The sequence below is a fragment of the Rhodococcus sp. Z13_19A genome (assembly GCF_058133575.1).
Window position 1 is genome coordinate 874505 of the sequence record NZ_JBYUNN010000001.1, and the last position, 25760, is coordinate 900264.

Here is a 25760-nt window from a genome sequence, read left to right on the forward strand (position 1 = left end):
TAATGAGTAGCGATGACTACTGCTCCGCTTCCCGACGCCCCCCTGCAGCCGCCCGTGGGGCCCCTCGCTGCTGCGCCCAGCGCACCGCGCCTCCCCCTGCGCACGGCGCTCGCGGTGCGCGCAGGCCGGGCCACCGCCTGGCTGTCCCGCCGCACCGGCCGCGGCGCCGGGCGCATCATCGGCGGGCGCGTCACCCTCGCCCTGGAGCCGGACGCGCTGCGCAAGCTCACGGCCGGGCGCCAGGTCGTGCTGGTCACCGGCACCAACGGCAAGACCACCACCACGGCCATGACCGCCTCGGTGCTGCGCCAGCTGGCCGACGTCGCCACCAACGACGACGGCGCGAACATGCCCGACGGGCTGGTGGCCGCACTGTGCGCGGCCCCGCGCGCGCCGTTCGCGGTGCTGGAGGTGGACGAGCCCTACGTGCCCGCCGTCATCGACGCCACCAACCCCGCCGTGCTGGTGCTGCTGAACTTCAGCCGGGACCAGCTCGACCGGGTGGGCGAGGTCAGCCACCTCGACGCCAGGCTGAGAGAGGCACTGGGCCGCCACCCCGCCTGCACCGTGGTGGCCAACGCCGACGACCCGGTGGTGGTGTCCTCCGCCGGCAGCGCCAACCCGGCGGAGTGGGTCAGCGGAGACGCGCTGTGGCTGCACGACTCCACCACCTGCCCGCGCTGCGCCCGGGTGCTCGTGCGCGACGGCCGGCACTGGGCCTGCGAGTGCGGGCTGCGCCGCCCCGAGGCCGGCTGGACGGTGACCGACACCGAGCTGCTGCGCGGGGGCGCCGTCCTGCCGCTGTCGGTGTCGCTGCCGGGCCGGTTCAACCGGTTCAACGCGGTCACCGCCATCGCCGCGGCCAACACCCTGGGCGCCGACCTGGACGCTGCCGTCGCGCTGATGGGGCAGATGGGCGCGGTCAGCGGCCGCTACAGCACCGTCACCCTGCAGGGCCGTGAGCTGCGGTTCCTGCTGTCCAAGAACCCGGCGGGCGCCACCGAGACGCTGCACATGCTCAGCGCCACCGACACCCCCGTGGTGGTCGCCATCAACGGCCGCGAGGCCGACGGCCGGGACCTCTCGTGGCTGTGGGACGTGCCGTTCGAGGAGCTCACCGGCCGCACCGTGATCGCCACCGGCGAGCGGTGCCAGGACCTGTCCGTGCGGCTGAGCTACGCCGGTGTGCAGCACGAGACCGTGCCGGTGCCGCGGCAGGCCTTGCTGCACGCACCAGAGGGGACCGTGGACGTGTTCGCGAACTACACCGCCTTCCGAGAGCTGATCGCGGAGGTGTCTCCCAGTGCCTGACTCCGAGATCACCATCGCGATGCTCTACCCGAGCCTGCTGAGCACCTACGGTGACCGCGGCAACGCCCAGGTGCTGCTGCGCCGGCTGGAGTGGCGCGGCATCAGCGCCCGGGTGCTCGACGTCGACCTCGACGCCGACATCCCGGAGAGTGCCGACATCTACCTGCTCGGCGGGGGCGAGGACGGTCCCGGCCGCACCGCCGCCGCCCTGCTGGCCCAGCAGCCGGCGTTCAGCCGCGCGGTGCAGGCGGGTCGCCCGGTGCTCGCGGTGTGCGCGGGCATGCAGCTGATGGGCCACCACGTCGGCGAGCTGGAGGGCGGCTACCGCGGCCTCGGCCTGCTGGACGTCAGCACCACCATCACCGCGCCCACCCGCACCATCGGCGAGATCGCGGTGCGCCCGGACGGCGACTGGTCCACCGAGCTGATCTCCGGCTTCGAGAACCACCGCGGCTCCACCGCCATCGGGCCCGACGCACGCCCGCTGGGTCGTGTGGTGCACGGCGTGGGCAACGGTGCCGGCGAGCCCGTGGAGGGCGCCTGCGCCGGCCACATCATCGCCACCTACCTGCACGGGCCGGTGCTGGCCCGCAACCCACACCTGGCCGACCGGCTGCTGGAGTGGGCGGTGGGCGCCCCGCTGGAGCCGCTGCCGATGCCGAACATCGACGGGCTCCGGCGGGAGCGCCTCGCCCGCGTCCGCTAGCTAGGCGGTCACCCTCGCCGCGACGCCGGCGTCCACCGGCACCACGATGCCGGTGAGGTGGGCGCTGGCCTCCGCGGTGAGGAACAGCACCACCCGGCTGACCTCCTCGGACTCGATCGCGGGGACCGGCTGCACGTGCAACGACGCGAACACCGGCGCGACGTCGTCCCAGGTCGGGTTCTCCAGGTCACCGCGCATGAGGTGGTACATGGTGTCGTTGTGGATCATCGGGGTGGAGATGTTGCCCGGGGCCACCGCGTTCACGGTGATGCCGTTGTAGGCCAGGTCCTGAGCGGCCGACTTGGTGATGCCGATGACGCCCCACTTGGACGCGGAGTAGCCGATCATCCCGGGTCCGCCCTGGCGGCCGAGCATGGACGAGACCGTGACGATCCGGCCGTAGCCGCGCTCGATCATTCCCGGCGCCACCGCGGTGATGGTGTTGAAGACGCCGGTGAGGTTGGAGCCGATCACCTCGTCCCACTGCTCGCTGGTCAGGGTCTGTACCCCGCCCATCACCGAGACGCCGGCGTTGGCCACGGCGATGTCGATCTTGCCCAGCTCGGACTCCGCCCGGGCCACCAGCGCCTCCAGCGCGGGCCGGTCGGCGGTGTCCAGCTTCTGCGAGATGCACCGGCGACCCAGGTCGGTCACCATCTTCTCGGTCTCGGCGAGCTCGGCCTCGGTGGCCAAGGGGTAGCGGACGGCAGGGCTGTCCTCGCAGCGGTCACAGATGACCAGGTCGGCACCGCGCTCGGCGTAGGCCAGGGCGTGGGCCCGGCCCTGCCCGCGGGCGGCTCCGGTCACGAGCGCCACGCGACCCTGAAAATCGTCCATTACGAGCTCCTCTGGTGATGACGTGTCGGCCACGTCGTCGTGACCGACAGCACTCATTGCACAGAGGTGCACCGACAGCGTCAAGCATCGCGCCCACCGCGGTGCCGGCGAGGGCTACCCATCCCGGTCACGACCCGGTAGCGTATGCATACATGCGCATGAATGCATCACCTTGCCAGTCCGGTCTCGCGGCGGGGACCGTGGCGAGCCATGGGTGAGACGCACGCAGAGCCCCGTCGCGAGGGCCGCAAGCACGAGGGGCGCAAGCACGAGGGGCGCAGTCACCAGGGGCGCAATCACCAGGGGCACAGTCACCAGGGGCACAGCCACGGCGTGGCGGCCAACGCCGACCGCCGGTACCTGGCCATCGCGCTGGTGCTGCTGCTGGCATTCATGGCCGTCGAGGTGGTGGTGGCGCTGGTGTCCGGCTCGCTGGCCCTGCTCGCCGACGCCGGCCACATGCTCACCGACGCCGGCGCGATCGCGGCGTCCATCTGGGCGCTGAACCTGGCCGCCAGGCCCGCCCGTGGGGTGTGGACGTTCGGCTTCAAGCGCGCCGAGATCCTCTCCGCGGCCGTCAACGGCATCACCTTGCTGGTGGTGGGGCTGCTGGTGGCCGTGGAGTCGGTGGACCGGCTGGTCCACCCACCGGAGGTGGAGGGCGGGCTGGTGCTGGTGGTGGCGATCGTCGGCGTCGTGGTGAACCTGGCCGCCACCTGGGTGCTCGGCCGCGCCAACCGCACCAGCCTCAACGTGGAGGGCGCGTTCCAGCACGTGCTGACCGACCTCTACGCGTTCCTCGCCACCGCGGTGGCCGCCGCGGTCATCATGGCCACCGGCTTCACCCGCGCCGACGCCATCGCCTCGCTGGTGGTGGTGGCCCTGATGCTGCGGGCGGCCTACAGCTTGCTGCGAGCCTCGGGGCGCATCCTGCTGGAGGCGGCACCGGAGCAGGTGGACCTGCCCGCGCTGCGCAGCCACCTGCTGGAGATCGAGCACGTCACCGACGTGCACGACCTGCACGCCTGGAGCGTCACCTCCGACCTGCCCGCGCTGAGCGCGCACGTGGTGGTGGCCGACGGCTGCTTCGACAGCGGGCACTGCCCGCAGATCCTGGACCAGCTGCAGGCCTGCCTGCGCGGGCACTTCGACGTGGAGCACTCCACCTTCCAGCTGGAGCCGGCCGGGCACGCCGACCACGAGGAGGGCGCCCACCCCTGACGGCCTAGAGGTTGTTCAGGTCGACCTTGGCCACCTGGCGCGCCAGCGCCGGGGTGAGCCGCGACATGGCCAGGAACACCTTGGACTCCGCGGTGATGGTGGCGACGGGGGTGTTGCGGTAGGTCGCCTCCACGATGTGCCGCGCCGCCCGCTCCGGGGTGTAGTTGCGCCGGCCGTAGGACTGCACCGCGTGCTCGCGCCGCTTCTCCTGCGCGGCCGGGCTCAGCCCCACGTGCTCGGTGCTGCGGGAGATGTCGGTGTCGATGAAGCCCGGGCAGATCGCCACCGCCCCGACCCCGTCCGGGCCCAGCTCGGCCCGCAGGCACTGGGTGAGCATGAGCACGGCGGCCTTGGTGGTGGCGTAGGCAGGGTAGGTGCGCGAGGGTGCGTAGGCCGCCGCCGACGCGATGTTCACGATGCGTCCGCCCTGCCCGCGCTGCACCATCTGCGCCCCGAACAGCCGGGACCCGTGAATGACGCCCCACAGGTTGATGTCCACGATGCGCTGCCAGTCGGCGTCGGTGGTGGCCAGGAACGGGCCGGCCATGCCGATGCCCGCGTTGTTCACCACCACGTCCGGCACCCCGTGCTCGGTGCGCACCTGCTCGGCGAAGCTGGCGAAGGCCTCGCCGTCAGCCACGTCCAGGTGGTAGGCCGCCGCACTCACCCCGTGCCGACGGGCCTGGTCCACGGTCTCGGCGGCCGCGTCGTCGTCGAGGTCGGCCACCACCACGTCGGCGCCCTGGCGGGCGAAGGTCAGCGCCGTCTCCCGGCCCATGCCGCGGCCACCGCCGGTGACCACCACCAGCTGACCGGCGAAGCGCCGGCCCTCCAGCGCTGACGCGTGCGCCACCGCCAGGTCACGAGTCTGCGTGCCGTGCTCGACGTGCTCCACCAGCTCGCTGGTGCAGCGGGCGATGACGTCGGGGCGGCTGCTGACCACCCAGTGCCCGCCGGCGATCGTGCGGGTGCGCAGGTCGGACACCCACGGTGCGGGCGCCTCGGTCTGCATCGCGGCAGTGACGTAGCTGTCCCCGCTGGGGGCGAGCACCTGCACCGGCACGTCGGTGCGCTGCTCCGTGGGCCCGCCGATGCGCGACCCCATGTTGGCGCGGTAGAGCTGCAGCCCGTTGATCTTGTCCGCGGTGGACCGGTGCGGGCGCACGTGCCGCCCGCCCGGGCTCTGGTGCCTGCGGATGTCGAGCTCCACCATCTGGTCGAGCACACCGGCGCGGCACGCCAGCTCCGGCAGCAGCGGCAGCTGGAAGAAGCCGATGTAGGTGGAGTGCAGCACCTGGCGCACCAGTGCCTTCAGTGCGCGCGGGCTGGGCCGCAGCTGGTCGCGCATCCAGGCGCCCACGTGGTCCAGGCTGGGCCCGGAGACGGAGGTGAAGGAGGCGATGCGCCCGGCCAGGCGCGTCCCGGTCACCGAGTGCCAGGTCTGGATGGAGCCCCAGTCGTGGGCCAGCAGGTGCACCGGTCGCTCCGGGGAGACGGCGTCCACCACGGCGGCCAGGTCGGCGGCCAGCTGCTCCATCCGGTAGGCGCTGCGGCCGCGGGGCTTGTCGGAGTCGCCGGCGCCGCGGACGTCGTAGGTGACCACCCGGTAGCGCTGGCGCAGCTCGGCGACCACCCCGTCCCACACCGTGCTGTTGTCCGGGTAGCCGTGCACGCAGACCACCGTGGGCACGTCCGGGTCGGTGCCCCGCCCCGCGGGGTCCCGCACCTCGTGCACGTGCACGGCCAGGCCGACGCCGTCGGTGGAGACCACCCGGCGAGTGCTGCGACCGGGCGTCGGTCGCTCTGCCGCGGTACCGCGGCCCGCCGTCGTCACGCTGCCGGCCCCGGCACTGCTCATGTCTCTGCTCGCATCCACCGTCGTGACCTTTCGGCAGGCCCTGCGAAGTGTCAACCGCAGCCAGTGGTGGGAATCAGTCCCAGTTGCTCCTACCGTCGGTGAGGGAGGCCCACCGACGCCGTCGCCCGGGAGCGGCGACGTCACCGAAGGGAGGCAGGCCATGGATGCCGCTGACGTGTTCGTGCTCGCCGACAACGCCCTCAACGACGTGGTGCAGCAGCTGCGGGAGGAGCACTGGACGCTCTCGTTCCCGCCGGCGCTCACCACGCGGCCGGCCGCGCCGCTGAGCCTGTGGCAGGTGATCGGGTACCACGCCTACGACGACGCTTGGGTGCCGGACATGCTGGCCGGGCGCACCATGAAGGACGTCGGCCCGGGTCGCTACGACGGGGACCTGCTCGGCGACTCCCCCCAGCGCGCCTTTGCGGCCCTGGTGGAGCGGGCCTGCGCGGCGGCGTGTGCGGTCGACGACTACGACCGGGTGGTGCACTGCAGCTTCGGCGACGTCTCCGCGCGCGAGTACTTCTGGCAGACCAGCTACTTCCGGGGCATCCGGGCGCACGACGTCGCCCGGGTCATCGACGTGGACAGCGTCCTGTCGCCCAGCCTGGTGCGGGCGCTGTGGGAGGCGCTCAGCCCCCGCGTCGCGCAGTGGCGCGCCGCCGGCGTGCTGGGGCCCGAGGTGCCGGTGCCGGCCGGTGCGCCGCTGCACGACCGGCTGCTGGGCATCACCGGACGCGAACCAGCCGGCGGCTGAGGCCGGCTCGCACGGCGTCCACCCGCTCGCGCACGGTGACCTCCCCCAGGCGGTGCACCGCCATCGCACCCAGCCCGGCCGCCACCAGGCAGGCAGTGGCGCCGAGCAGCAGCCCGGCCCGCCCGCCCAGCTCCTCGCTCACCCAGCCGGCGATGGGCCCGCCGATGGGGGTGGAGCCCAGGAACGCCACGGTCCACAGCGCCATCACCCGCCCGCGCATGTGCGGGGCGGCTTCCAGCTGCAGCGTGGAGTTGCCCTTCGACATCACCGCCACGCTGGCGGCGCCGACCAGGCCCAGGCACAGCAGCGCCGTCACCAGGTTGGGGGCCAGCGCCGTCAGCAGGATGGTCAGCCCGAACACCACGGTGCTGGTCACCAGCGTGCCCAGCCCGGTGCGCCCGCGGGCGGCCACGTACAGGCCGCCCACCACCGCACCCAGCCCCATCGCACCGGTCATGAACCCGTAGGCCTCCGGTCCGCCGTGGAACGTGGTGTCGGCCAGGATGGGCAGCACCACCTGGAACTCGTAGGCCAGGCAGCCCACCAGGGCCATCATCAGCAGCGGGATGGCCAGCGTCGGGGTGCGCCGCACGTAGGCGAAGCCCTCGCGCAGCTGACCCTTGCCCCGGGTCGCCGGCGGGGACGGCTGCAGCCGGGACACGTCCAGGGCGAGCAGCGAGAGCACCACCGCGATGAAGCTGACGGCGTTGATGAAGTAGCAGACCGCCAGCCCGCCGGTGGCGATGATGAGGCCGGCGGTCGCGGGCCCGATCGCCCGGGCGGAGTTCACCAGCACCGAGTTCAGGCTGATGGCGTTGCGCAGGTGCTCCGGGCCCACCATCTCCAGCACGAACGCCTGGCGCGCCGGGTTCTCGAAGGTGTTGTTCAGCCCGAGCAGGGCGGCCAGGACGTACACCTGCCACAGCTGCACCGTGTCGGTGTAGATGAGCAGGCCCAGGACCAGAGCCAGCACGCCCATCATCGACTGCAGGCCGATCATCAGCCGCCGCTTGTCCACCCGGTCGGCGATGACGCCGCCGTAGGGCCCCAGCAGCAGGATGGGCAGCGTCTGCAGCGCCACCACCGTGCCCAGGGCCGTGCCCGAGCCGGTGAGCTCCAGCACGAGCCACGACTGGGCGACGACCTGCATCCAGGTGCCGATGAGCGAGACGGCCTGGCCGAAGAAGTACCTGCGGTAGTTGGGGTTGGCCAGCGAGGAGAAGGTCTCCCGGCCGAGCGAGCGAGCGGCCCCGGTCATCGGGGCCCGCCCTCGACCACGCCCAGGAGGGTCTCCAGCGCTGCCGCCGAGGAGAGCAGCGTCTCGCGCTGGTCCTCGGGAAGCGCCTCCAGGCTCGCGGCCAGCAACCGGGTCCCCTCGGCCCGGATGCGCAGGAACAGCTCGCGGCCGGGCTCGGTCACCTCCACGGTGGCCGCGCGGCGGTCCTGCGGGTGCACCCGGCGCTCCACCAGCCCCTGCTCGTCCAGCTTGGCCACCACCCGGGAGAGCATCGTGGGGTTGACCCCCTCGATGTCGGCGAGCTCGCCGATGCCCAGCGGACCCCGGCGGACCACCGTGCCGAGGATGGACATCTGCGAGCGGCTGAGGTCACCACCCCGGGAGCTGCGGTCCAGCCACCGGGAGGTGCGCCCCAGCGCCGAGCGCAGCCGCGCCACGTCCTCCGTGTTCACCGGTGTCATGCTCACCTCAGGTTCCCCTTACACTTACTTGCCAACAAGCATATGCCTCTCCCCTCGTGCCCGACCACCCAACCTGAGGAGGCCGCGGTGACGCAGCCAGCCACCAAGCCCAAGCGCGCGCCCATCGCCACCGAGGTGCTCTCCAGCACGCGGCTGAGCCCGCACATGGTGCGCGTGGTGCTGACCGGCCCAGGCTTGCGCGACTTCCCGGTGGGCAGCTGCACCGACCACTACGTGAAGCTGCTGTTCCCGCCCGCCGGCGCCAGCTATGGCATGCCCTTCGACGTGGAGCAGGTGCGCGAGCAGCTGCCCAAGGACCAGTGGCCGTGCACCCGGACGTTCACGGTGCGCGCCTACGACCCCGCGGCCACGACGCTGACCCTGGACTTCGTGGTGCACGGCGACACCGGGCTGGCCGGTGCGTGGGCGCTGCACGCCCAGCCGGGCGACCAGATCTCGCTGATGGGCCCCGGTGGTGGCTACACGATCGACCCGGACGCCGAGGAGCACCTGCTGGTGGGCGACGCCACCGCGCTGCCCGCCATCGCCGTGGCGCTGGAGCAGCTGCCGGCAGGTGCCCGCGCGCAGGTGGTGGTGGAGGTGGACGGCCCCGCGGACGAGCAGGAGCTTCCCAGCGCGGCCGACGTGCGGGTGCGGTGGCTGCACCGCGGTGACAGCACCGACCCCGACCTGCTGCTGGCGGCCGTGCGCGAGCTCACCGTGTCCCCCGGTGCACAGGCCTTCGTGCACGGCGAGGCAGCCGCCGTCCGCTCGGTGCGGCGCTACCTGCGCACCGAGGTGGGCATCCCGGTGGCGGCGCTGTCGGCGTCGGGCTACTGGAAGCGCGGCCGCACCGACGAGGTGTGGCGGGCGGAGAAGAAGGAGTGGAACCGCTTGGCGGAGCTGGACGACCAGGGGCGCTAGACCGGGGTCATGGCCGCGACCAGCCAGCGGCCGTCGACCTTCTCCATGGTCAGCACCAGCCGGCTGCCCGACATCGACGGGTCCGGCGCGTCCTGGGTGGTGGTGGACTGGTTGAGGTAGACCAGCGCGTCTACCTTGTCCGGGCTCGCGCTGGAGGCTGCCGCCCCCACCACGGTGGCGCGGGTGGTCACGGCCTTCTGCTTGGCCGCCGGAACGACCGTGGCGGTGGTGACCTTGGTGTAGTCGTCGCGGAACGAGCCCGTGGTGCGCTCCGCGGCGTTGCGCAGCTCGTCGTCCACGGTGGTGTGGTCGTAGGACAGCAGCGCGACGGCGCTGTCCGAGGCAGCCTGCACGGCCTCCGTGCGCGCCTGCTCCAGCGCCGTGGTCTTCAGCTGCGGGTGCAGCGGCCAGCCGGTGGTGCGCTGGGTCAGGAGCACTCCGACCACCACCGCCAGGGCCACGACCACCAGGGCACCGGCGCCGAGCAGCGCCCGGCGCTGCACGCCGTCGGCCAGCGGCGAGGCGGTGGTGGCCCCCCTCGTGGCGGCCGGCTTCGCCGTCGCGGACCCAGTCTTGGCTCCGGCAGTCGCGGCCGTCTCGGCCTCAGCCGACCCGGTCTCGGTCTTCGTCTCCGCCGGCTTGGTGTCCGCCGTCTCGGTCTTGGCCGTCTCGGTCTTGGCCGTCTCTGTTTTGACCGACGCGGTCTCCGACGTCTCGGCCGGCTCCCCGTCCTCGGTGTTGGGCAGCTGCTCGTCGCGGCCCCTGCGCATCAGCTTCACGGTACGAAGTCCACCTTCGAGACCGTCATGCGGCCTCCATCGTCGACCACGGTCACTCGTAGTCGGTAGCTGCGGTCCTCCGGCTGCGGGGACGAGGAGTTGGAGACCTTGGCGCTGGAGGCGACCAGCACCACCCCGGTGTTGTCGTCGAGCCGCTCCAGGGCGGAGGCCTCGATGGTGCCGGCGGAGTCGACTTGCGCCTGCTGCACCACCTGGATGTAGGAGTCCTTGCCGGCGCCGAACTCCTCGGCGAAGGTCCCGCTGGACCCGTCAAGCAGGTTCTGCACGTCCTCGGCCGCGGTCTGGTGCCGGATGTTCGTCAGGTTGAGCACACCCTGCCGCGCGGTCTGCACGAACGCCTCGCGCCGGGCGTCGTCCTCGGCGGAGGTGGTGGCACGCAGCAGCAGCACCGTGGCCGCGGCCAGCGCGAGCACCAGCAGCAGCGCACCGGCCGCCCCCACCAGGGTGCGCACCCGGGGTCGCGACGGGGGCAGGTCGGGCCCTGCGCCGGCCGGGGCAGCCGTGGCCGAGTCAGCCGGGGTGGAGTCAGCTGTGGCCGAGTCAGCGGTGGTGGAGTCAGCGGTGGTGGACCCGGTGGCGGCGGTGCTCGCCTTGACCAGCGACGGACGTTCGATCTTCGCGGTCTCGTCGACGGGAGCCGGTGCCGGTGCTGCGGTCGGCGCCGGGGATGCAGTCGGTGCGGCCGTGAACTGCGGCTCCTCCGCCGTCTCGGTCTGCTGCGGGGCGGTGGAGCCGACTTCACCGGCCGCCGGGCCCTGGGCCCTGGTGGCTCTCCTGCGTGAACGTTGCTGCACTACCAGCTCACTTCGTGTCACTACTGCTCTGATCCCGTCGGTGCTGTCAACAGCTGCTGCCAGGTCATGCCGGGTCGGTACGTGCTGCCCATGGCGAGGTCGGCCTGGGCGTAGGTCTTGCCGTCCGATCCAACATACTTGCCGGTAACGGGGTCGTAAGGTGCCGTGGCCGTGACGGATTGAGGCGTGGGCTGCACCTCCGGCGCCGCTGCCGACTGGGCCGTCACCGGCTGCGACGGCGTTGTCACGCCGGGGTTGGTTCCGACGGGGACGTAACCCTCCGGGTCGCGGCACAGCTCGGGCGTCGGCGCCCGCTTGCCGGGCACCTCGGCGCAGGGCAGGTTGCGCACGCCGCGCACAGCCACCCCGTTGGCCGCGTCCTGCGGGATCTTGCAGTACAACCCGTCCGGGGTGAAGGGCACGTCCACCTCGGTGGCCAGCCGCCGCTCCGAGGCGGGCAGGTAGCCGGTGGTGCACGGCGGTGGCGTGTTGAGGGCGTAGACGAAGTCCAGGTTGGCCCGGCCGGTGCCGGCCGAGGGGAGCACCACCGACACCAGCGCGGCGGCCAGCGGTGGGTAGATCACCAGCACCTGTTCCAGCGCAGCGTTGTAGGTGACCGCCACCTGCCCGACGCTGGTCAGGTTGGCCAGCAGGATCGGCAGCGTGGGCTGCAGGTCCTGGAACAGCGCCGTCGCCTCGCGGGAGAAGGGCTGGCCCTTCACCAGCAGCGCACGCACGTCGGAGTCGCTGCTGCGGACCTGGTCGGTGAACGTGGCCAGGTTGCTGGTCCACGCCCGGATGGCGTCACTGGTGACCACCTGGGTGTCCAGCAGCGGGCCGAGCTCCTCGAGCAGCGTCCGGGTGGGCCCGATGTTGTTCTGCGCCTCCTGCAGGAACAGCCGGGTGCTGTCCAGCAGGCGCTGCAGGTCGGGGCCGGAGCCGCTGAAGGCGTTGAAGGACTCGTCCACCACCTTGCGGAAGTTGCCGGGCGGGATGCTCGCCACCAGTGCGTTGGCCTGGTCGAGCAGCGGCCCCACCTCCGAGGGCACGGTGGCCCGGCCGAGGGGCACCACGTCGCCGTCCTGCAGGAACGGCCCGCTGGCGGTGCGCGGCATCAGGTCCACGTACTGCTCACCGATGGCCGAGACGCTCTTCACGGCCACGTCGAGGTCGCTGGGCACCTCCGCGCCGGAGTCGACGGACAGCTCCGCCTCCACCCCGGTGTCGGTGAGCCGCACGGCCGAGACCTTGCCGATGGTGTTGCCGCGGTAGGTGACGTTCGCGAACGGGTAGAGACCACCGGCGGCGGGCAGCTGCACCGTCACGGTGTGCCGGCCGACACCGACCAGCGCGGGCAGCTGGATGTAGTACAGCCCCATCACCGTCACGCCGACGACGGTGAGCACCGCGAAGATGGCGAGCTGCATGCGGACGAAGCGGGAGAGGATCACTGGCCGGTCCCCGTTCCTGCTGGCTGGCCGGGCAGCGCCTGGCTGGGTGGTTGCTGCTGCGGCGGGGTGTTCAGCGGCGCCTGCAGCGGGTCGGCCGCGGTGGTGCCCTGCCCGGCGTTCTGCTGGAGCACGTTCTGCAGCTGGGTGAGCACCCCGTAGAACGGCGTTCCCTTGAGCAGGGCGCTGTCGGTGCGGGCCAGCGTCAGGTCGATGGTGATGCCCAGGTTGGCGTAGTCGCCGTGGAAGGCGTTCTTGAAGGAGTTCATCGGGAACGGGAACGTGCCGAGCACGCTGAGGCTCTCCGGGAGGTCCTTGCCCGCGTCGGCGAGCGCGGCGAGGCTGGGTGAGAGGTACTGCAGGTTGGCGATGAGGTCGTCCTTGGAGCTGGTGACCACCCGGGTGGCGGCGTACCCGAGGTTGCCCAGGGACGCGAGCGTGGTGGTGAGGTCGGCGCGCTGCTGGTTGAGCACGGCCAGCGCCGGCGGGATGGAGTCCAGCGCCCCGCCAAGCACCTGGTTCTGCTGGGCCACCTGGCCGGCGAGCCGGTTGAGGCCCTCCATCGCCCGGATGATGTCCTGCTTCTGGGTGTCCAGCCCGGTCAGCAGGGTGTTCAGCTGGGTGAACAGGCTGCGCACCGAGTCCTCGCGGCCCTTGAGCGCGTTGTTCAGCTCGGAGGCGATCTCCTGGATCTGCGACAGCCCGCCGCCGTTGAGCACCACCGACAGCGACGACAGCGTCTGCTCCGTCGTCGGGTAGGCACCGGCCTGGCTGAGCGGGATGGTGGCCCCGGGCTGCAGCTGGCCGACCGGCGCCTCGGAGACCGGCGGGTTCAGCTCGACGTGGTTGGAACCCAGCAGCGACGTCTGGCCGATCATCGCGGTGGCGTTGGCGGGCAGCTGGACGTCCTCGTTCAGCGACAGCGTGACCTTGGCGTGCCAGCCGTCCAGCTCGATGCCGCTGACCTTGCCGACGATGACGTCGTCCACCCGGACCGGGGAGTTCTGGTCGATGGTGGTGACGTTGGGCATCTCCACCTGCACCGTCCACGCTCCGCCCCCGGAGCCCTCCGTGCCCGGCAGCGGCAGCGAGTTCAGCCCCTTGAACTCACACCCGCCGAGCACCACCGACGAGACCAGCACTGCCGCGCCGATCCCGGCCGCACGTCGTGACCTGCTCATCAACGTCCTCCCTCCGGCATCAGCAGACCCGTCAGGCCGGGGACCTTGGGCTCGGCGACGGTCGGCCACTTGACCCCGGTGTAGCCGGGGGCGCCGGGCTTGTCGGCCGCGGGCAGCGTGCCGGTGGCGACGTCCAGCCCGGGCTCGCTGAGCTGGAGGTCGGTCGGCTCGGCCCGGTAGCCGTTGACCGGGTTGAGGCCCAGCGCCGGGTAGTTGAAGTTCAGCGTGTTCAGGTACGGCGCGAGGTACTGCACGCAGAGCTTCGCGCTCTGGTCCGCGGCGGCGGTGGCGAGCCCAGCGATGCCACCGCAGATGAAGTTCACCGGGTTCTGGAAGTTGGAGATGGCTAGGTTGCCGACCAGGGAGTTGTGCCCGGGCTGGTAGATGTTGAAGAAGTTGGCCAGCGAGTTGGGTCCGGAGTGCAGGATCCGCTCCACCTCCGGGCGCTTGTCGGCCAGCACCTGGGTAACGTCGGCGAGGCTGCTCACCGCCTCGGACAGCCCGGTCCGGTTGCTCCGCACGAAGCGCTCCACGTCGCCGACCGCGATGTTCAGGTCGGCCAGCGCCCCACCCAGTGCGGTGGTGTTCTTGGCCAGCACGTCCGAGACGCTGGCCAGGCGGCCGCCGAACTCCACGATCTGCCGGTCGCTGGCCGCCAGCGCACTGACGAAGACCTGCAGGTTGCGCACGATCGAGAAGAGGTCGTCCCGGCCGTCGGAGAGCGTCTTCATGGCCAGCGAGAGCTGGTTCAGCGTCTGCCGCAGCGACTGCCCGTTGCCGTCCAGCGCGGCCGCGGCGGAGTTCACGGTCTCCCCGAGCGCCCCGGTGGTGCTGGACTCGTTGGGGCCCAGCGCAGTGGCCAGGGTTCCCAGCTGGTCCTTGATCTCGTCCCACTCCACCGGCACTGCGGTGCGGTCCTCGTTGAGCACCGCGTTGTCGGCCATCACCGGCCCACCGTCGTAGACCGGGGCCAGCTGGACGAAGCGGGAGGAGACCAGGCTCTGGGCGACGATGAGGGCCTTGGCGTCCGCCGGCACCGGCTGGTCGGCATCCACCGACATCGTCACCTTGGCGCGGTCGCCCTCCGGCTCGATGGAGTCGATGGTGCCCACCTTCACGCCGAGCACGCGGACGTCGTCGCCCTCGTAGATGCTCGCGGTGGAGGTGAAGTAGGCGACGACGGTGTGCTGCTTGGTGCCCGGCAGCAGCACGTAGGTGGCGGCGGCGAGCACCGCGACGACCAGCGCGATGATCGCGCCGCGGACCACCATCGACCTGGTGCTCATCGGCCACCTCCCGGTGCGGGGGCAGCAGGGGCAGCCGGTGCCGGTGGCTGGCCGGCCTGCGCCTGGTTGAGGTAGGGCTGCAGCGCAGCGTCCACCAGGGGCTTGACGTTGTCGCCGGGGATCAGGTTCTGCACGTAGGCGTTGAAGAACGGCCCGCTGGAGACGGCCTCACCCAGGGTGATCTGGTACTTCGACAACCCCTCGAGGCCGGCGGTGAGGTTGTCCCGGTTCTTCTGCAGCACGTCCAGCACCGAGTTCAGCCGGGTGAGGGTGGGGCCGAGCTGGGCCTCGTTGTCAGCCACCAGCCCACGCAGCTGGTTGGCGACGGCCTGCACGTTGGTGAACAGCTCGCCGATCACCCGCCTGCGGTTGTCCAGCTCGCCCAGCAGGGTGTTCCCGTCCAGCACCAGGGTGTTCAGCTGGGTGCTGCGCTGGGAGAGCACCGTTGTCACGCTCTCCGCGTTGCGCAGCAGGTCCTGCAGCAGGGCGTCGCGCGAGCTGATGCTGGCGGAGAGGTTGGTCAGCCCGGTGAGCGCGTTCCGCAGGTCTGGTGGGGTGTTCTGCAGGGTGGCCGCCAGCGTCTTCATCGACTCGCTCAGCTGGTTGGTGTCCAGGGCGTCCACCGTGTCGGTGAGGTCGCCCAGCGCACCGGTCAGGGAGTACGGGGAGGTGTTGCGGCCCTGGGGGATGGGGGTGTCGGTCGGCAGCTCCCCCGGCCCGGCGGGCCGGACCCCCAGCGCCTTGCGGCCCAGGATGGTGCTGGTCTCGATGTCCACGCCGGTGTCCTGCCCCAGGGTGATGCTGTCGCCGACGGTGAAGGTCACCAGCACCTGCGGCCCGCTCAGCTTGACGCTCTCGACCTTGCCGACGTTCACGCCGGCCACGCGGACGTCGTCGCCCGGGTTGATCCCGGCAGCCTCGGGGAACAGGGCCTGGTACTCCGTGCCGCTGGCGAAGATCGGCAGCTTGTCGTAGTTCAGCGCCGTCATCACCAGCCCCGCGGTCACCACGATGCCGACCGCCCCGATCGGCACCGGGTTCATCTCGCGAAAGCGCCTCACGCCGCGCACCTGCCCGTCTTCTGGTCGTTCAGCGTGACCGTGGTGGGCTTGCCGTCCGGGCCGGTCAGCTTCAGCACGATCTGGCACAGGTAGAACTGGAAGAAGCTGCCGTAGACGCCGGTGCGCACCAGGGCCGCGTAGGTCTCGGGCAGCCGCGACACCACGCTGTCGATCTCGCCCTTGCCCTCGTCCAGCACGGTGGCCAGCCGGTTGCCCTGGTTGATCGCGCCCTGCAGCGGCTCGCGGCCGTCCAGCAGCAGCGAGGTCAGCTGGTTCGTCCCGGTGTTGACGCTGTTGAGGGCGTCACCGATCACCGCCCGGTCCCCGGAGAGCCCGCTGACCAGCTGCTGGAGCTGGGTGACGGTGGTGTCGAACTGGGTGCTGCGGGTGGCGACGGTGTCGAGCACGGTGTTGAGGTTGGTAACCACCTGACCGATGAGCTGGTCGCGGTTGGCGAGGGTGTTGGTCAGCGAGCCGGTGCGGGCCAGCACCGACTGCACGGTGCCGCCCTGGCCCTGCAGCACCATGATGATCTCCGAGGACAGCTGGTTGACCTGGGCCGGGTCGAGGGCTCGGAACAGCGGCTTGAACCCGTTGAGCAGCTCGTCGAGGTCGAGGGCGGGCGTGGTCTGGGAGGCGGGGATCGAGTCACCGTCCTCCAGCGGCAGCGGGTTGCCCGAGCCCTCCAGCAGCTCCAGGTACCGGTCGCCGGTGAGGTTCTCGTAGCGGACCACGGCCTTGGTGCTGGCGGCGAGGCGGTACTTGGTGTCCACCTCGAAGTCCACCTGCGCCGTGTTGTCCGCGGTGACCTTCACCCCGTTGACGGTGCCCACCGGCACGCCCGCGATGCGCACCCGCTCGCCGGTCTTGATGCCGGAGGCGTTGGTGAACAGCGCCTGGTAGGAGGTGGTCGGCGTGAACCGGATCTGGCCGAAGATGACCACCAGCCCGGCCAGGATCAGCACCATCACGGTGGTGAAGACACCCAGCTTGACCAGGGTGGAACGGGCCGAGGTCATGAGCCTCCTCCGGCTTGCTCGCCCTGCAGGTAGTCGATGATGTCGGGCACCCGCGGGGTCTGGACGTTGGTGCCCGGCTTGTTGGGGTTGCTGCCGGTGTTGGTGACCAGGTACTTCCCCGGCAGCTGGTCCAGGGTCAGGTTCGGCAGGCCGTTGCACCGCGGGCCGCCGGAGGCGCCGATCACGGGCAGGCTCTGCGGGTACTGGTAGATGTCGCCGCCGGCGATGAACGAGGTGTCCACGCCGATCCAGGGGTTGATGCCGCCGGCGATCTCCTCACCGAGCCCTCGGGCGGTGTTCAGACCCTTGAAGAAGCAGGTGAACTCCGGGGAGTACTCGTAGAGCAGCGCGGTGGTCGGGCGCAGCAGGCTGACCACGTCGGCCAGCCCTGCCTGGTTGGTGTTGAGCACCTGGGTGCCCACCGTGCCCAGCCCGGTGAGCCCCAGCAGCAGCTGGTCGAGGTTGCCCTGCTGGTCCACCACGGTGTTGCTGGTCGTGGTGAGGTTCTCCAGCGTGCGCAGCAGCCCGTTGGCCGAGTCGGCGTAGACGTCGGCCACGATGGCCCCCTTCTGCAGGTCGTTCTGCAGGGCCGGGATGCTGGGGTTGAGCTGGGTGAGGACGTTGTTGGCCTGGTCCAGCGTCTCGCCGAGCTGGGTGCCCCGGCCGCGCAGAGCCTCGGCGATCGCGCCCAGGGTGGCGTTGAGCTTCTGCGGCTGGGTGGCCTCCAGGAGCCGGTTGAGGTTCTGGAAGACGGTGTTGAACTCCACCGTCACGTTCTGCGAGGCGATCCGGGCACCCGCGGCGATGGGCGTGGCGGAGGGCTGCTCGGGTGGCAGGAAGTTGACGAACTTGGCACCGAAGACCGTGGTGGACTTGATGTCCACCCCGGAGTTGGCGGGGATGAGCCGCAGCATGTCCGGCTGCAGCGCGAGGGTGATCTCGGCGTCGTCACCGCTGACGCGCACCTCCGACACCCGGCCCACCTCGACGCCACGCACCTTCACCTTGGCGCCGGGATCCATCACCAGGCCGGTGCGGGCGGTGGAGATGGTGACCGGCACCGTGCTGGTGAAGCTGCCTCGGAACATGCCCAGGGCGACGACGACGATGGCCAGCAGCGCGACGACCAGTGCCAGCGCCGCGAGCTTGTAGTGGTGTCGCACCATGGCTAGCCCCTCATCCCGACAGGTTGAAGTTGCCGGTGCCGCCGTAGATGGCGAGGGAGACGAGCAGGGTCACCACCACCACGGCGATGAGCGAGGCGCGCACCGCGTTGCCGACGGCCTCACCCACGCCGGCGGGGCCACCGCTGGCGGTGTAGCCGTAGTACGTGTGGATCAGCATGATGACCACGGCCATCAAGATGGCTTGCAGGAACGACCACAAGATGTCGGTAGGTATCAGGAACGTCGTGAAGTAGTGGTCGTAGACCCCGCCTGACTGCCCGTAGATCACCACCGTGGCGAACCGGCTGGCCAGGAAGGACATGATCACGGCCAGCGAGTACAGCGGGATGATGGCGATGAGCCCGGCCACCACTCGGGTGGTGACCAGGTAGGGCATGGAGGGGATGCCCATCACCTCCAGGGCGTCGATCTCCTCGCTGATCCGCATGGCGCCGAGCTGGGCGGTGGAGCCGGCACCGATGGTGGCGGCCAGGCCGATTCCGGCGATGACCGGCGAGGCGATGCGCACGTTGATGAACGCGGCGAAGAACCCGGTGAGCGCCTCCACGCCGATGTTGCCCAGCGAGCTGTAGCCCTGCACCGCGATGGTCGCGCCCGAGGCCAGCGTCAGGAACCCCACGATGACCACGGTGCCGCCGATCACGGCGAGCGCTCCCGAGCCCATGCTGATCTCGGCGATCAGCCGCAGGGTCTCCTTCTTGTAGTGGGTGACCGCCCGCCAGGACCAGCGCAGCGCGGTCCAGTAGAAGACAGCCTGCTCGCCGAAGCTGTCCGTGGACCCGGAGAAGCGCTGGCCCACGCGCCGCGTGCGGGGGAACTTGCCGGTCATCGCGATAGCCATCGACTCAGCCCGCCGTTGCCTTGATGCCGACCGCGGTGACGATCACGTTGATGACGAACAGACCCATGAAGGAGTAGACCACCGTCTCGTTGACCGCGTCACCGACGCTCTTGGGACCGCCCTTGACCGACAGCCCGCGGTAGCAGGCCACGAGCCCGGCGATCAGGCCGAACAGACCCGCCTTGACCTCGGAGATCACGACCTCGGGCAGGTGGGTGAGCAGGGTGAGCCCGGAGACGAAGGCCCCGGGGTTGACGTCCTGCAGGAAGACCGAGAAGAAGAAGCCGCCGAGCAGGCCGATGGACACCACCAGCCCGTTGAGCAGCAGCGCCACGAAGGTCGAGGCCAGCACCCGCGGGACCACCAGGCGACGGATGGGGTCGATGCCCAGCACCTCCATCGCGTCGATCTCCTCGCGGATGGTGCGGGCGCCCAGGTCGGCGCAGATGGCGGTGGCACCGGCACCGGCCACGATGAGCACGGTGACGATCGGGCCGACCTGGGTGACCGCGCCGAGCGCGGCGCCGGCACCGCTGAGGTCGGCCGCGCCGATCTCCTTGAGCAGGATGTTCAGGGTGAAGCTGACCAGCACGGTGAACGGCAGCGCCACCAGGACGGTGGGCAGCATGGAGACCCGCGCGATGAACCAGCACTGGTCGACGAACTCGCCCCACTGGTAGGGACGGCGCCAGGAGAACCGGAGCACGTCCAGGGTCATCGCGAAGAAGCTGCCGAGGTTGCGCAACGGCGTGTCGATCAGCGCAGGAACCGCCATCGTCGCGCCCGCCCCCTCTCCGCCTCGCCGACCGGCAGACGTGACGCCCGCCGGGTTCTGAGTGTGACAAGAACCATACTAACTAGAACACGTTACAGCTCTGCGGTGTCAAATCCTGGTAACGGACCTGGCCACCGACCCCGAGTACTCAACGTCGGCAGCGCCAAATAGGTGCGCGGGATCACAGTAGACACTCCGCGGCGCGTATCGAAAGATCGCGCAAACAGCAAATCTGCCCCGGTCGGAGCACCCAGAGCCGGTGCGGCGTCCCAGCTCAGCTGGACGGGGCCGTGCCCCCTGCTGCCTGCCCCGTGCTGGGCGTCGCGATCTGGCGTCCGTGCAGCCGGCCGTAGCCGACGCAGACCAGCCCCAGCGCGGCCAGCACCAGCACTCCGAGCACGGCCGGTCGGTCGGCGTAGAGCGACGCGGCGTACCGAAAGCTGAGCAGCAGCAGGGCCACCACCGCGCTGCCACCGGCCACCAGCCACACCCGTCCCGCTGACCAGCCGTGCACGCGGGAGCGCAGGGCGGCCTCGATGGTGAGGGCGAAGACCGCGCCCACCACCAGGTCCACGCCGTAGTGGTAGCCGAAGCCCAGGGTGGCGGCCAGGGTGCCGACCAGCCAGAACGTGCCCACCGCGCGCATCGCCCGCCCCATCGGCCGGGTGTGCACGAAGATCACCACCGCCCACGCGGTGTGCAGGCTGGGCATGCAGTTGCGGGGGGTGAAGTCGTTGAACAGCAGGGGCTCGGGTGCCGCGACCACGGGTACCACGTCAGGCCACTGCGTGGAGTAGGCGAACTCCCCACCGTCGGCACCGAAGGCGAACATCGGCCCCACCACCGGGAACAACAGGTAGAGCGCCGGTCCCAGCAGCCCCACCGCCACGAAGGTCAGCATGATGTTGTGCCGCTGCCAGCCCCGCCACAGCTGCACCCCGGCGGCGAACACCGCCATCAGTGGCAGCATCGAGTACACGGTGAGGAAGAAGTAGTGGCCCACCACGCCCAGGTGGTCGAAGAGCCGGCCCACCAGCCACGCCGGGGAGAGCAGCGCGTGGTCGGCGACCGCCAGGTACTCGTCCAGCACCTCCGGGCGCAGCGCCGCCGTCAGCTCCAGCCAGACGTTGCCCAGCGCGGTGGCCGCCACCAGGGCCGCGCCGCAGCCCAGCCCCCGCAGGGCGGCGAGCCGCTCGGCGCCGTGCAGTCGAGTCGTGGCGTGCACCGCGAGGCCGGTGAGGGCGACCAGCGCGCCGGCGCCCACCGAGCGAACCTCGCCGTTGACCACCAGCCGAGCCAGCGACAGCACCGCATCCACCGCGAGCGCAGCGCCGAGCGTGGGCCACCACAGCCGCCGGGGCGCGAGCACCAGCGCGATGAGCAGGCCGCAGTAGATGCCCGGCGCGGAGGGCTGCTCGGTGACGTACACGCTGAGCAGCGCCAGGGTGGGGCCGGTGAGCTGCTGGCTCGCGCAGAGTGCCTCCACCAGACCGAGCAGCACCAGACCGGCGAGCACTCCCAGCAGCACCCGCAGGTGCGATCGCAGCCACGTCCGGGTGGTGGTGGTGGGGTCCGCGAGAAGCACAGCAAGACGGTAGTGGACGAAGACCGCTCCCGGCTTCGTGCCAGCCTGTAGGGGGAGCGCGCGGACCCGGACAGGTCATCGCGGCTCCGCCGTGCGCGGTGCACACCCCCGCTGCCGCGCAGACACCGAGGAGAGGACCCAGGCGTCATGTCGGACATCCGAGCGACGATCGAGCACATCTACGAGGGAGTGCTGCGCCGAAATCCCGGTGAGAGCGAGTTCCACCAGGCGGTTCGCGAGGTGGTCGACTCCCTGGCACCGGTGCTCGAGCGCCACCCGGAGTACACGACCTTCAACATGATCGAGCGCATCTGCGAGCCCGAGCGCCAGATCATCTTCCGGGTGCCGTGGCAGGACGACGCCGGCAACCCGCAGATCAACCGCGGCTTCCGGGTGGAGTTCAACTCTGCGCTGGGCCCCTACAAGGGCGGCCTGCGCTTCCACCCCTCGCTGTACCTGGGCATCGTGAAGTTCCTGGGCTTCGAGCAGGTGTTCAAGAACGCGCTGACGGGCATGCCGATCGGCGGCGGCAAGGGCGGGTCGGACTTCGACCCCAAGGGCCGCTCCGACAGCGAGATCATGCGGTTCTGCCAGTCCTTCATGACCGAGCTCTACCGCCACATCGGTGAGTACACCGATGTCCCCGCCGGCGACATCGGCGTGGGCGCGCGCGAGATCGGCTTCATGTTCGGCCAGTACAAGCGCATCACCAACCGGCACGAGTCGGGCGTGCTCACCGGCAAGGGCCTGGGCTGGGGCGGGGCGCGCGTGCGCACCGAGGCCACCGGCTACGGCCTGGCCTTCTTCGTCTCCGAGATGCTCACCGCGCGCGGCAGCTCGCTGGAGGGCCAGACCGTGGTGGTGTCCGGCTCGGGCAACGTGGCGACCTACGCCATCGAGAAGGTCAACCAGATGGGCGGCAAGGTCATCGCCTGCTCCGACTCCGGTGGCTACGTGGTGCACGAGGACGGCATCGACCTCGACCTGCTCAAGCAGATCAAGGAGGTCGAGCGCGGCCGCATCAGCGACTACGCCGACCGCACGCCCGGCGCCAGCTTCGTCAAGGACGGGTCGGTGTGGGACGTCCCGTGCACGGTGGCGCTGCCCTCGGCGACCGAGAACGAGCTGGACGAGGACGCCGCGGTCCGCCTGGTGCGCAACGGGTGCGTGGCCGTGGCCGAGGGCGCCAACATGCCGACCACCCCGGACGCCCTCGCGGTGCTCCAGGACGCCGGTGTGGCCTTCGGCCCCGCCAAGGCGGCCAACGCCGGCGGGGTGGCCACCTCGGCGCTGGAGATGCAGCAGAACGCCTCGCGGGACAGCTGGAGCTTCGCGTACACCGAGCAGCGGCTGGCCGAGATCATGCAGCGCATCCACGCCGACTGCTTCGAGACGGCCGAGGAGTACGGCGAGCCCGGCAACCTGGTGCTCGGCGCCAACGCCGCCGGGTTCCTGCGGGTCGCCAAGGCGATGCACGCCCAGGGGCTGGTCTAGTCGGCGATCGGCGCCAGCAGCCGAACGATCTCCTCGTGCACCTGCGGGGTGTCGTCCTCCGTGGCCACCAGGCTGAGCAGGAGGGCGGCCCCGCCGGCGAGCACCAGGGCGGCACGGGCGCTCCGCAGGGCCTGTCCCTCGTCGTCGGCACCGGCGAACATCGCGGTGGCCGGGACGGAGAAGCCCTGCCACAGCTCGGTGCGCAGGTCCTCGCGGTCGCGCAGCGCCGCCAGCAGCCCGGGCACGGCAGCACGCACCTCCGGGCGGGTGAACAGCTCGCTGGCGCCGTCGACGACCCACTGCACCCAGCCGCGCCGGTCGGTGCCCGCGAACGGGGTGAGGTCCGGCGCCTCGCCGAGCAGCGCGTCCAGCACCAGGTGCGCCTTGGACGGCCACCGCCGGGTCAGCGCCGAGCGGCCCACCCCGGCGCGGGCGGCGATGGAGCGCATGCTCATCTCCTCCCAGCCCACCTCCAGCAGGAGCTCCCGGGTGGCGGCGAGCGCGGCGGTGTCGATGCGCGGGTCGCGCGGACGTCCTGCGGCTGGTGAACTCATGAAAGCTCCCGACAGCTGGTGAAGAACCATTCCCCTTTTTCGGGGCCAGTGGTACCGTAACAAGGATGTGGCTGGCCCGCGGGGGCGCACTCCGAGCAGAGGACACGGATGAAGATCGCGGTCACCGGCGGCACCGGGTACCTGGGTGCCCACACCACCAAGGCGCTGCTCGACGCCGGCCACCAGGTGCGCCTGCTGATCCATCCCGACGACTCGCCGCAGGACTCCCTGGGTGCGCTCGGCGTGGACGTCACCGCGCTGGAGACCATGGTCGGGGACGTCCGCGACGGTGACGTCATCACCGAGCTGCTCATCGGCTGCGACGCGGTGCTGCACGCCGCGGGCATCGTCGGGGTGGACGACAGCCGCGAGAAGCTGATGTGGCAGGTCAACACCCAGGCGACGGCCACCCTGCTCACCCGCGCGGTCGGCCTGGGGCTCGACCCGATCGTGCACGTGGCCAGCTACAGCGCGCTGTTCCCCTGCAAGGACCCGGTGATCGGCCCGGACAGCGAGACCGCTGACGGGCGCAGCGCGTACGGGCGCACCAAGTCCGCCGCCGACCGCATCGCCCGTGGGCTGCAGGCCGGCGGCGCTCCCGTGGTCATCACCTACCCCTCCTCGGTGGTGGGCCCGGCCGCGGGCACCCAGCGGGGCATCACCGCGATGGGCTGGGCCGCCATGCTGCAGCTGGGCGTGGCACCCGTCTTCGACGGCGGCATGGCCATGATCGACGTGCGCGACGTGGCCGCCGTCCACACGGCGCTGATGGAGCCAGGCCGCGGGCCGCGCCGCTACGTCTGCGGCGGCGAGATGGTGCCCTTCGGGACCATGGTGGACCTGCTGGAGGAGTTCTCCGGACGCAAGATCCGGCGCATCCCGATGAGCCAGGGCGCCATCCGGACGCTGGGCCGGATCAGCGACCTCGTCGGACGATTCCTGCCGATGTCGGCAGGCATCAGCTACGAGGCGGCCTGGCTGCTCACCGCGGCCACCCCCATGGACGACTCCCGCACCCGCTCCGAGCTCGGCCTGACCTGGCGCCCGATCCGGCAGGCCCTGATGGACACCATGCGCCAGACCGCACCGGCAGGCGCCCTCGCCAACCCCACCGAGAGGGGCCAGCAATGACCACGCCCGAGCCCGGCACGCCCAGCACCACCCGCGCCTCGCTGGGCACGCCCGGCGTGGGAGCGCCCACCGGTGCCGTGCCCTTCGAGCAGGCCAGGCTGGGACCGCTGACCCTGCGCAACCGCATCATCAAGGCCGCGACCTTCGAGGGCGTCATGCCGCGCGGCACGATCACCCAGGACCTCATCGACTTCCACGCCCGGGTCGCCCGTGGTGGGGCAGCGCTCACCACCGTGGCCTACTGCGCGGTCTCCGCGGACGGGCGGGTGCACCGCAACACCCTGGTGATGGACGGCAAGCAGGACGCCGAGCTGCGCCGGCTCACGGACGCGGTGCACGCCGAGGGCGCGCTGGTCGCTGCCCAGCTGGGCCACGCCGGCTACGTCGCTGACCAGCGGTCCAACCGGATGCCCAGCATGGGGCCGTCCACCCGCCTCAGCGCGCCGGGCATGGGCCTGGTCAAGGCGGCCACCCCGGCCCAGCTCGAGCGGGTGCTGGGCGACTTCCGCCGAGCCGCGCAGGTCGCGGTGGACACCGGATTCGACGCCATCGAGATCCACCTCGGGCACAACTACCTGCTCAGCTCCTTCCTCAGTCCCAACCTCAACCGCCGCAAGGACCACCTGGGCGGCAGCATCGAGAACCGCTCGCGCTTCCCGCGAGAGGTGGTTGCCGCCGTGCGCGAGGTGGTGGGCTCCGGCGTCGCCGTCACCGCCAAGCTGAACATGGCCGACGGCGTCCCCCAGGGGCTGTGGCTGGAGGAGAGCCTGCAGTTCGCCCGGCTGCTGCAGGACGACGGGCACCTCGACGCGATGCAGCTCACCGGTGGCAGCTCGCTGCTCAACGGCATGTACTTCTTCCGCGGCGAGGTGCCGCTGCGCGAGCTCGCCGCCACCCAGGCGACGGTGGTCGGGTGGGGCCTGCGCGCGTTCGGCAAGAAGATGCTGTTCCCCGAGTACCCCTTCGAGGAGGCGTTCTTCCTGCCCTTCGCCCGCCAGTTCCGGGCGGCGCTGGACATGCCGCTGATCCTGCTCGGCGGCATCAACGAGCTGGACACCATCCAGCTCGGCCTGGACGAGGGCTTCCAGTTCGTGGCGATGGCCCGGGCTCTGCTGCGCGAGCCGGACCTGATCAACCAGTACCAGTCCAAGGGCCGCACCACCGGCCTGTGCGTGCACTGCAACAAGTGCATGCCCACCATCTACACCGGCACCCGGTGCGTGCTGGCCGACGTCCCCGAGCCGGCGCTGCACTAGCAACCCGGCACCCGCGGCCCTGCCGCGGCTTGCTCG

The 25760-nt window shown here is 71.2% G+C and carries 24 protein-coding genes; 8 read left to right on the plus strand and 16 right to left on the minus strand.

Going from position 1 to position 25760, the window contains the following annotated elements; all coding sequences use genetic code 11:
- Positions 1 to 12: 12 nt before the first annotated feature.
- A complete protein-coding gene (locus AC3YNX_RS04090) occupies positions 13 to 1311 on the plus strand; it encodes a DUF1727 domain-containing protein (RefSeq protein WP_489994681.1) in 1299 nt (432 codons plus the stop codon).
- Positions 1304 to 2017 (plus strand): type 1 glutamine amidotransferase, encoded by a 714-nt coding sequence (locus AC3YNX_RS04095; RefSeq protein WP_489994682.1) that lies wholly within the window; start codon positions 1304 to 1306, stop codon positions 2015 to 2017. The genes AC3YNX_RS04090 and AC3YNX_RS04095 overlap by 8 nt, the downstream gene beginning before the upstream one ends.
- On the opposite strand, the gene AC3YNX_RS04100 is transcribed toward AC3YNX_RS04095, so the two are convergent.
- Positions 2018 to 2854 (minus strand): mycofactocin-coupled SDR family oxidoreductase, encoded by an 837-nt coding sequence (locus tag AC3YNX_RS04100; RefSeq protein WP_489982222.1) that lies wholly within the window; start codon positions 2852 to 2854, stop codon positions 2018 to 2020.
- Positions 2855 to 3064: 210 nt separating this feature from the next.
- Between AC3YNX_RS04100 and AC3YNX_RS04105 the strand changes: the two genes are divergently transcribed.
- A complete protein-coding gene (locus AC3YNX_RS04105) occupies positions 3065 to 4075 on the plus strand; it encodes a cation diffusion facilitator family transporter (RefSeq protein WP_489994683.1) in 1011 nt (336 codons plus the stop codon).
- A 4-nt stretch (positions 4076 to 4079) separates the two neighbouring features.
- Here the strand turns inward: AC3YNX_RS04105 and AC3YNX_RS04110 are convergent, their stop codons facing one another.
- Positions 4080 to 5933, minus strand: a complete 1854-nt coding sequence (locus AC3YNX_RS04110; RefSeq protein WP_489994684.1) for an SDR family oxidoreductase — start codon at positions 5931 to 5933, stop codon at positions 4080 to 4082.
- A 160-nt stretch (positions 5934 to 6093) separates the two neighbouring features.
- Here AC3YNX_RS04110 and AC3YNX_RS04115 point away from each other — a divergent pair, with 160 nt between their 5' ends.
- Positions 6094 to 6690: a DinB family protein gene (locus AC3YNX_RS04115; protein ID WP_127784440.1), complete on the plus strand. Its 597-nt coding sequence runs from the start codon at positions 6094 to 6096 to the stop codon at positions 6688 to 6690.
- Here AC3YNX_RS04115 and AC3YNX_RS04120 read toward each other — a convergent pair.
- Positions 6662 to 7948 (minus strand): MFS transporter, encoded by a 1287-nt coding sequence (locus tag AC3YNX_RS04120; RefSeq protein ID WP_489994685.1) that lies wholly within the window; start codon positions 7946 to 7948, stop codon positions 6662 to 6664. The two genes, AC3YNX_RS04115 and AC3YNX_RS04120, sit on opposite strands and share 29 nt — an antisense overlap.
- Positions 7945 to 8379: a MarR family winged helix-turn-helix transcriptional regulator gene (locus AC3YNX_RS04125; RefSeq protein ID WP_489982225.1), complete on the minus strand. Its 435-nt coding sequence runs from the start codon at positions 8377 to 8379 to the stop codon at positions 7945 to 7947. The genes AC3YNX_RS04120 and AC3YNX_RS04125 overlap by 4 nt, the downstream gene beginning before the upstream one ends.
- Before the next feature lie 96 nt (positions 8380 to 8475).
- On the opposite strand from AC3YNX_RS04125, the gene AC3YNX_RS04130 reads away from it, so the two are divergent.
- On the plus strand, positions 8476 to 9312 hold the full coding sequence (locus tag AC3YNX_RS04130; protein ID WP_489994686.1) for a siderophore-interacting protein: 837 nt from the start codon (positions 8476 to 8478) through the stop codon (positions 9310 to 9312).
- Here the strand turns inward: AC3YNX_RS04130 and AC3YNX_RS04135 are convergent.
- The 11 genes from AC3YNX_RS04135 to AC3YNX_RS04185 all read right to left on the minus strand — a co-directional run bounded on the left by AC3YNX_RS04135 (position 9309) and on the right by AC3YNX_RS04185 (position 21289).
- A complete protein-coding gene (locus AC3YNX_RS04135) occupies positions 9309 to 10082 on the minus strand; it encodes an Rv1363c family protein (RefSeq protein WP_489994687.1) in 774 nt (257 codons plus the stop codon). The genes AC3YNX_RS04130 and AC3YNX_RS04135 overlap by 4 nt on opposite strands.
- A 5-nt stretch (positions 10083 to 10087) precedes the next feature.
- Complete coding sequence (locus AC3YNX_RS04140; protein ID WP_489994688.1) at positions 10088 to 10906, minus strand: Rv1363c family protein; 819 nt, start codon at positions 10904 to 10906, stop codon at positions 10088 to 10090.
- A 20-nt stretch (positions 10907 to 10926) separates the two neighbouring features.
- Positions 10927 to 12357, minus strand: coding sequence for an MCE family protein (locus AC3YNX_RS04145; RefSeq protein ID WP_127784444.1), 1431 nt, complete (start codon positions 12355 to 12357; stop codon positions 10927 to 10929).
- Positions 12354 to 13535 (minus strand): MCE family protein, encoded by a 1182-nt coding sequence (locus AC3YNX_RS04150; RefSeq protein WP_489982229.1) that lies wholly within the window; start codon positions 13533 to 13535, stop codon positions 12354 to 12356. The genes AC3YNX_RS04145 and AC3YNX_RS04150 overlap by 4 nt, the downstream gene beginning before the upstream one ends.
- Positions 13535 to 14821, minus strand: coding sequence for an MCE family protein (locus tag AC3YNX_RS04155; RefSeq protein WP_489994689.1), 1287 nt, complete (start codon positions 14819 to 14821; stop codon positions 13535 to 13537). The genes AC3YNX_RS04150 and AC3YNX_RS04155 overlap by 1 nt, the downstream gene beginning before the upstream one ends.
- The gene (locus tag AC3YNX_RS04160) at positions 14818 to 15882 is read right to left on the minus strand and encodes an MCE family protein (RefSeq protein WP_489982231.1); all 1065 of its coding nucleotides are present in this window, start codon (positions 15880 to 15882) and stop codon (positions 14818 to 14820) included. Before AC3YNX_RS04160 ends, AC3YNX_RS04155 begins: the two co-directional genes overlap by 4 nt.
- Positions 15879 to 16901, minus strand: coding sequence for an MCE family protein (locus AC3YNX_RS04165; protein WP_127784448.1), 1023 nt, complete (start codon positions 16899 to 16901; stop codon positions 15879 to 15881). The genes AC3YNX_RS04160 and AC3YNX_RS04165 overlap by 4 nt, the downstream gene beginning before the upstream one ends.
- A complete protein-coding gene (locus tag AC3YNX_RS04170; protein ID WP_127784449.1) occupies positions 16898 to 18067 on the minus strand; it encodes an MCE family protein in 1170 nt (389 codons plus the stop codon). The genes AC3YNX_RS04165 and AC3YNX_RS04170 overlap by 4 nt, the downstream gene beginning before the upstream one ends.
- Before the next feature lie 10 nt (positions 18068 to 18077).
- On the minus strand, positions 18078 to 18929 hold the full coding sequence (locus AC3YNX_RS04175; RefSeq protein ID WP_127784450.1) for an MlaE family ABC transporter permease: 852 nt from the start codon (positions 18927 to 18929) through the stop codon (positions 18078 to 18080).
- Positions 18930 to 18933: 4 nt separating this feature from the next.
- Positions 18934 to 19704, minus strand: a complete 771-nt coding sequence (locus AC3YNX_RS04180; protein ID WP_127784451.1) for an MlaE family ABC transporter permease — start codon at positions 19702 to 19704, stop codon at positions 18934 to 18936.
- Positions 19705 to 19978: 274 nt separating this feature from the next.
- The gene (locus tag AC3YNX_RS04185; protein WP_489994690.1) at positions 19979 to 21289 is read right to left on the minus strand and encodes a phosphatase PAP2 family protein; all 1311 of its coding nucleotides are present in this window, start codon (positions 21287 to 21289) and stop codon (positions 19979 to 19981) included.
- 147 nt (positions 21290 to 21436) lie between these two features.
- Here AC3YNX_RS04185 and gdhA point away from each other — a divergent pair, with 147 nt between their 5' ends.
- The gene (gdhA, locus tag AC3YNX_RS04190; protein WP_127784453.1) at positions 21437 to 22783 is read left to right on the plus strand and encodes an NADP-specific glutamate dehydrogenase; all 1347 of its coding nucleotides are present in this window, start codon (positions 21437 to 21439) and stop codon (positions 22781 to 22783) included.
- Here gdhA and AC3YNX_RS04195 read toward each other — a convergent pair.
- Positions 22780 to 23337: a TetR/AcrR family transcriptional regulator gene (locus tag AC3YNX_RS04195; protein WP_489994691.1), complete on the minus strand. Its 558-nt coding sequence runs from the start codon at positions 23335 to 23337 to the stop codon at positions 22780 to 22782. The two genes, gdhA and AC3YNX_RS04195, sit on opposite strands and share 4 nt — an antisense overlap.
- A 108-nt stretch (positions 23338 to 23445) precedes the next feature.
- On the opposite strand from AC3YNX_RS04195, the gene AC3YNX_RS04200 reads away from it, so the two are divergent.
- Both AC3YNX_RS04200 and AC3YNX_RS04205 read left to right on the plus strand, forming a co-directional pair.
- Positions 23446 to 24468 carry an NAD-dependent epimerase/dehydratase family protein gene (locus tag AC3YNX_RS04200; RefSeq protein WP_489994692.1) on the plus strand — a complete coding sequence of 341 codons (1023 nt, stop codon included), beginning with the start codon at positions 23446 to 23448 and terminating at the stop codon, positions 24466 to 24468.
- Positions 24465 to 25724 carry an NADH:flavin oxidoreductase gene (locus AC3YNX_RS04205; RefSeq protein ID WP_489982234.1) on the plus strand — a complete coding sequence of 420 codons (1260 nt, stop codon included), beginning with the start codon at positions 24465 to 24467 and terminating at the stop codon, positions 25722 to 25724. Before AC3YNX_RS04200 ends, AC3YNX_RS04205 begins: the two co-directional genes overlap by 4 nt.
- Positions 25725 to 25760 lie beyond the last annotated feature (36 nt).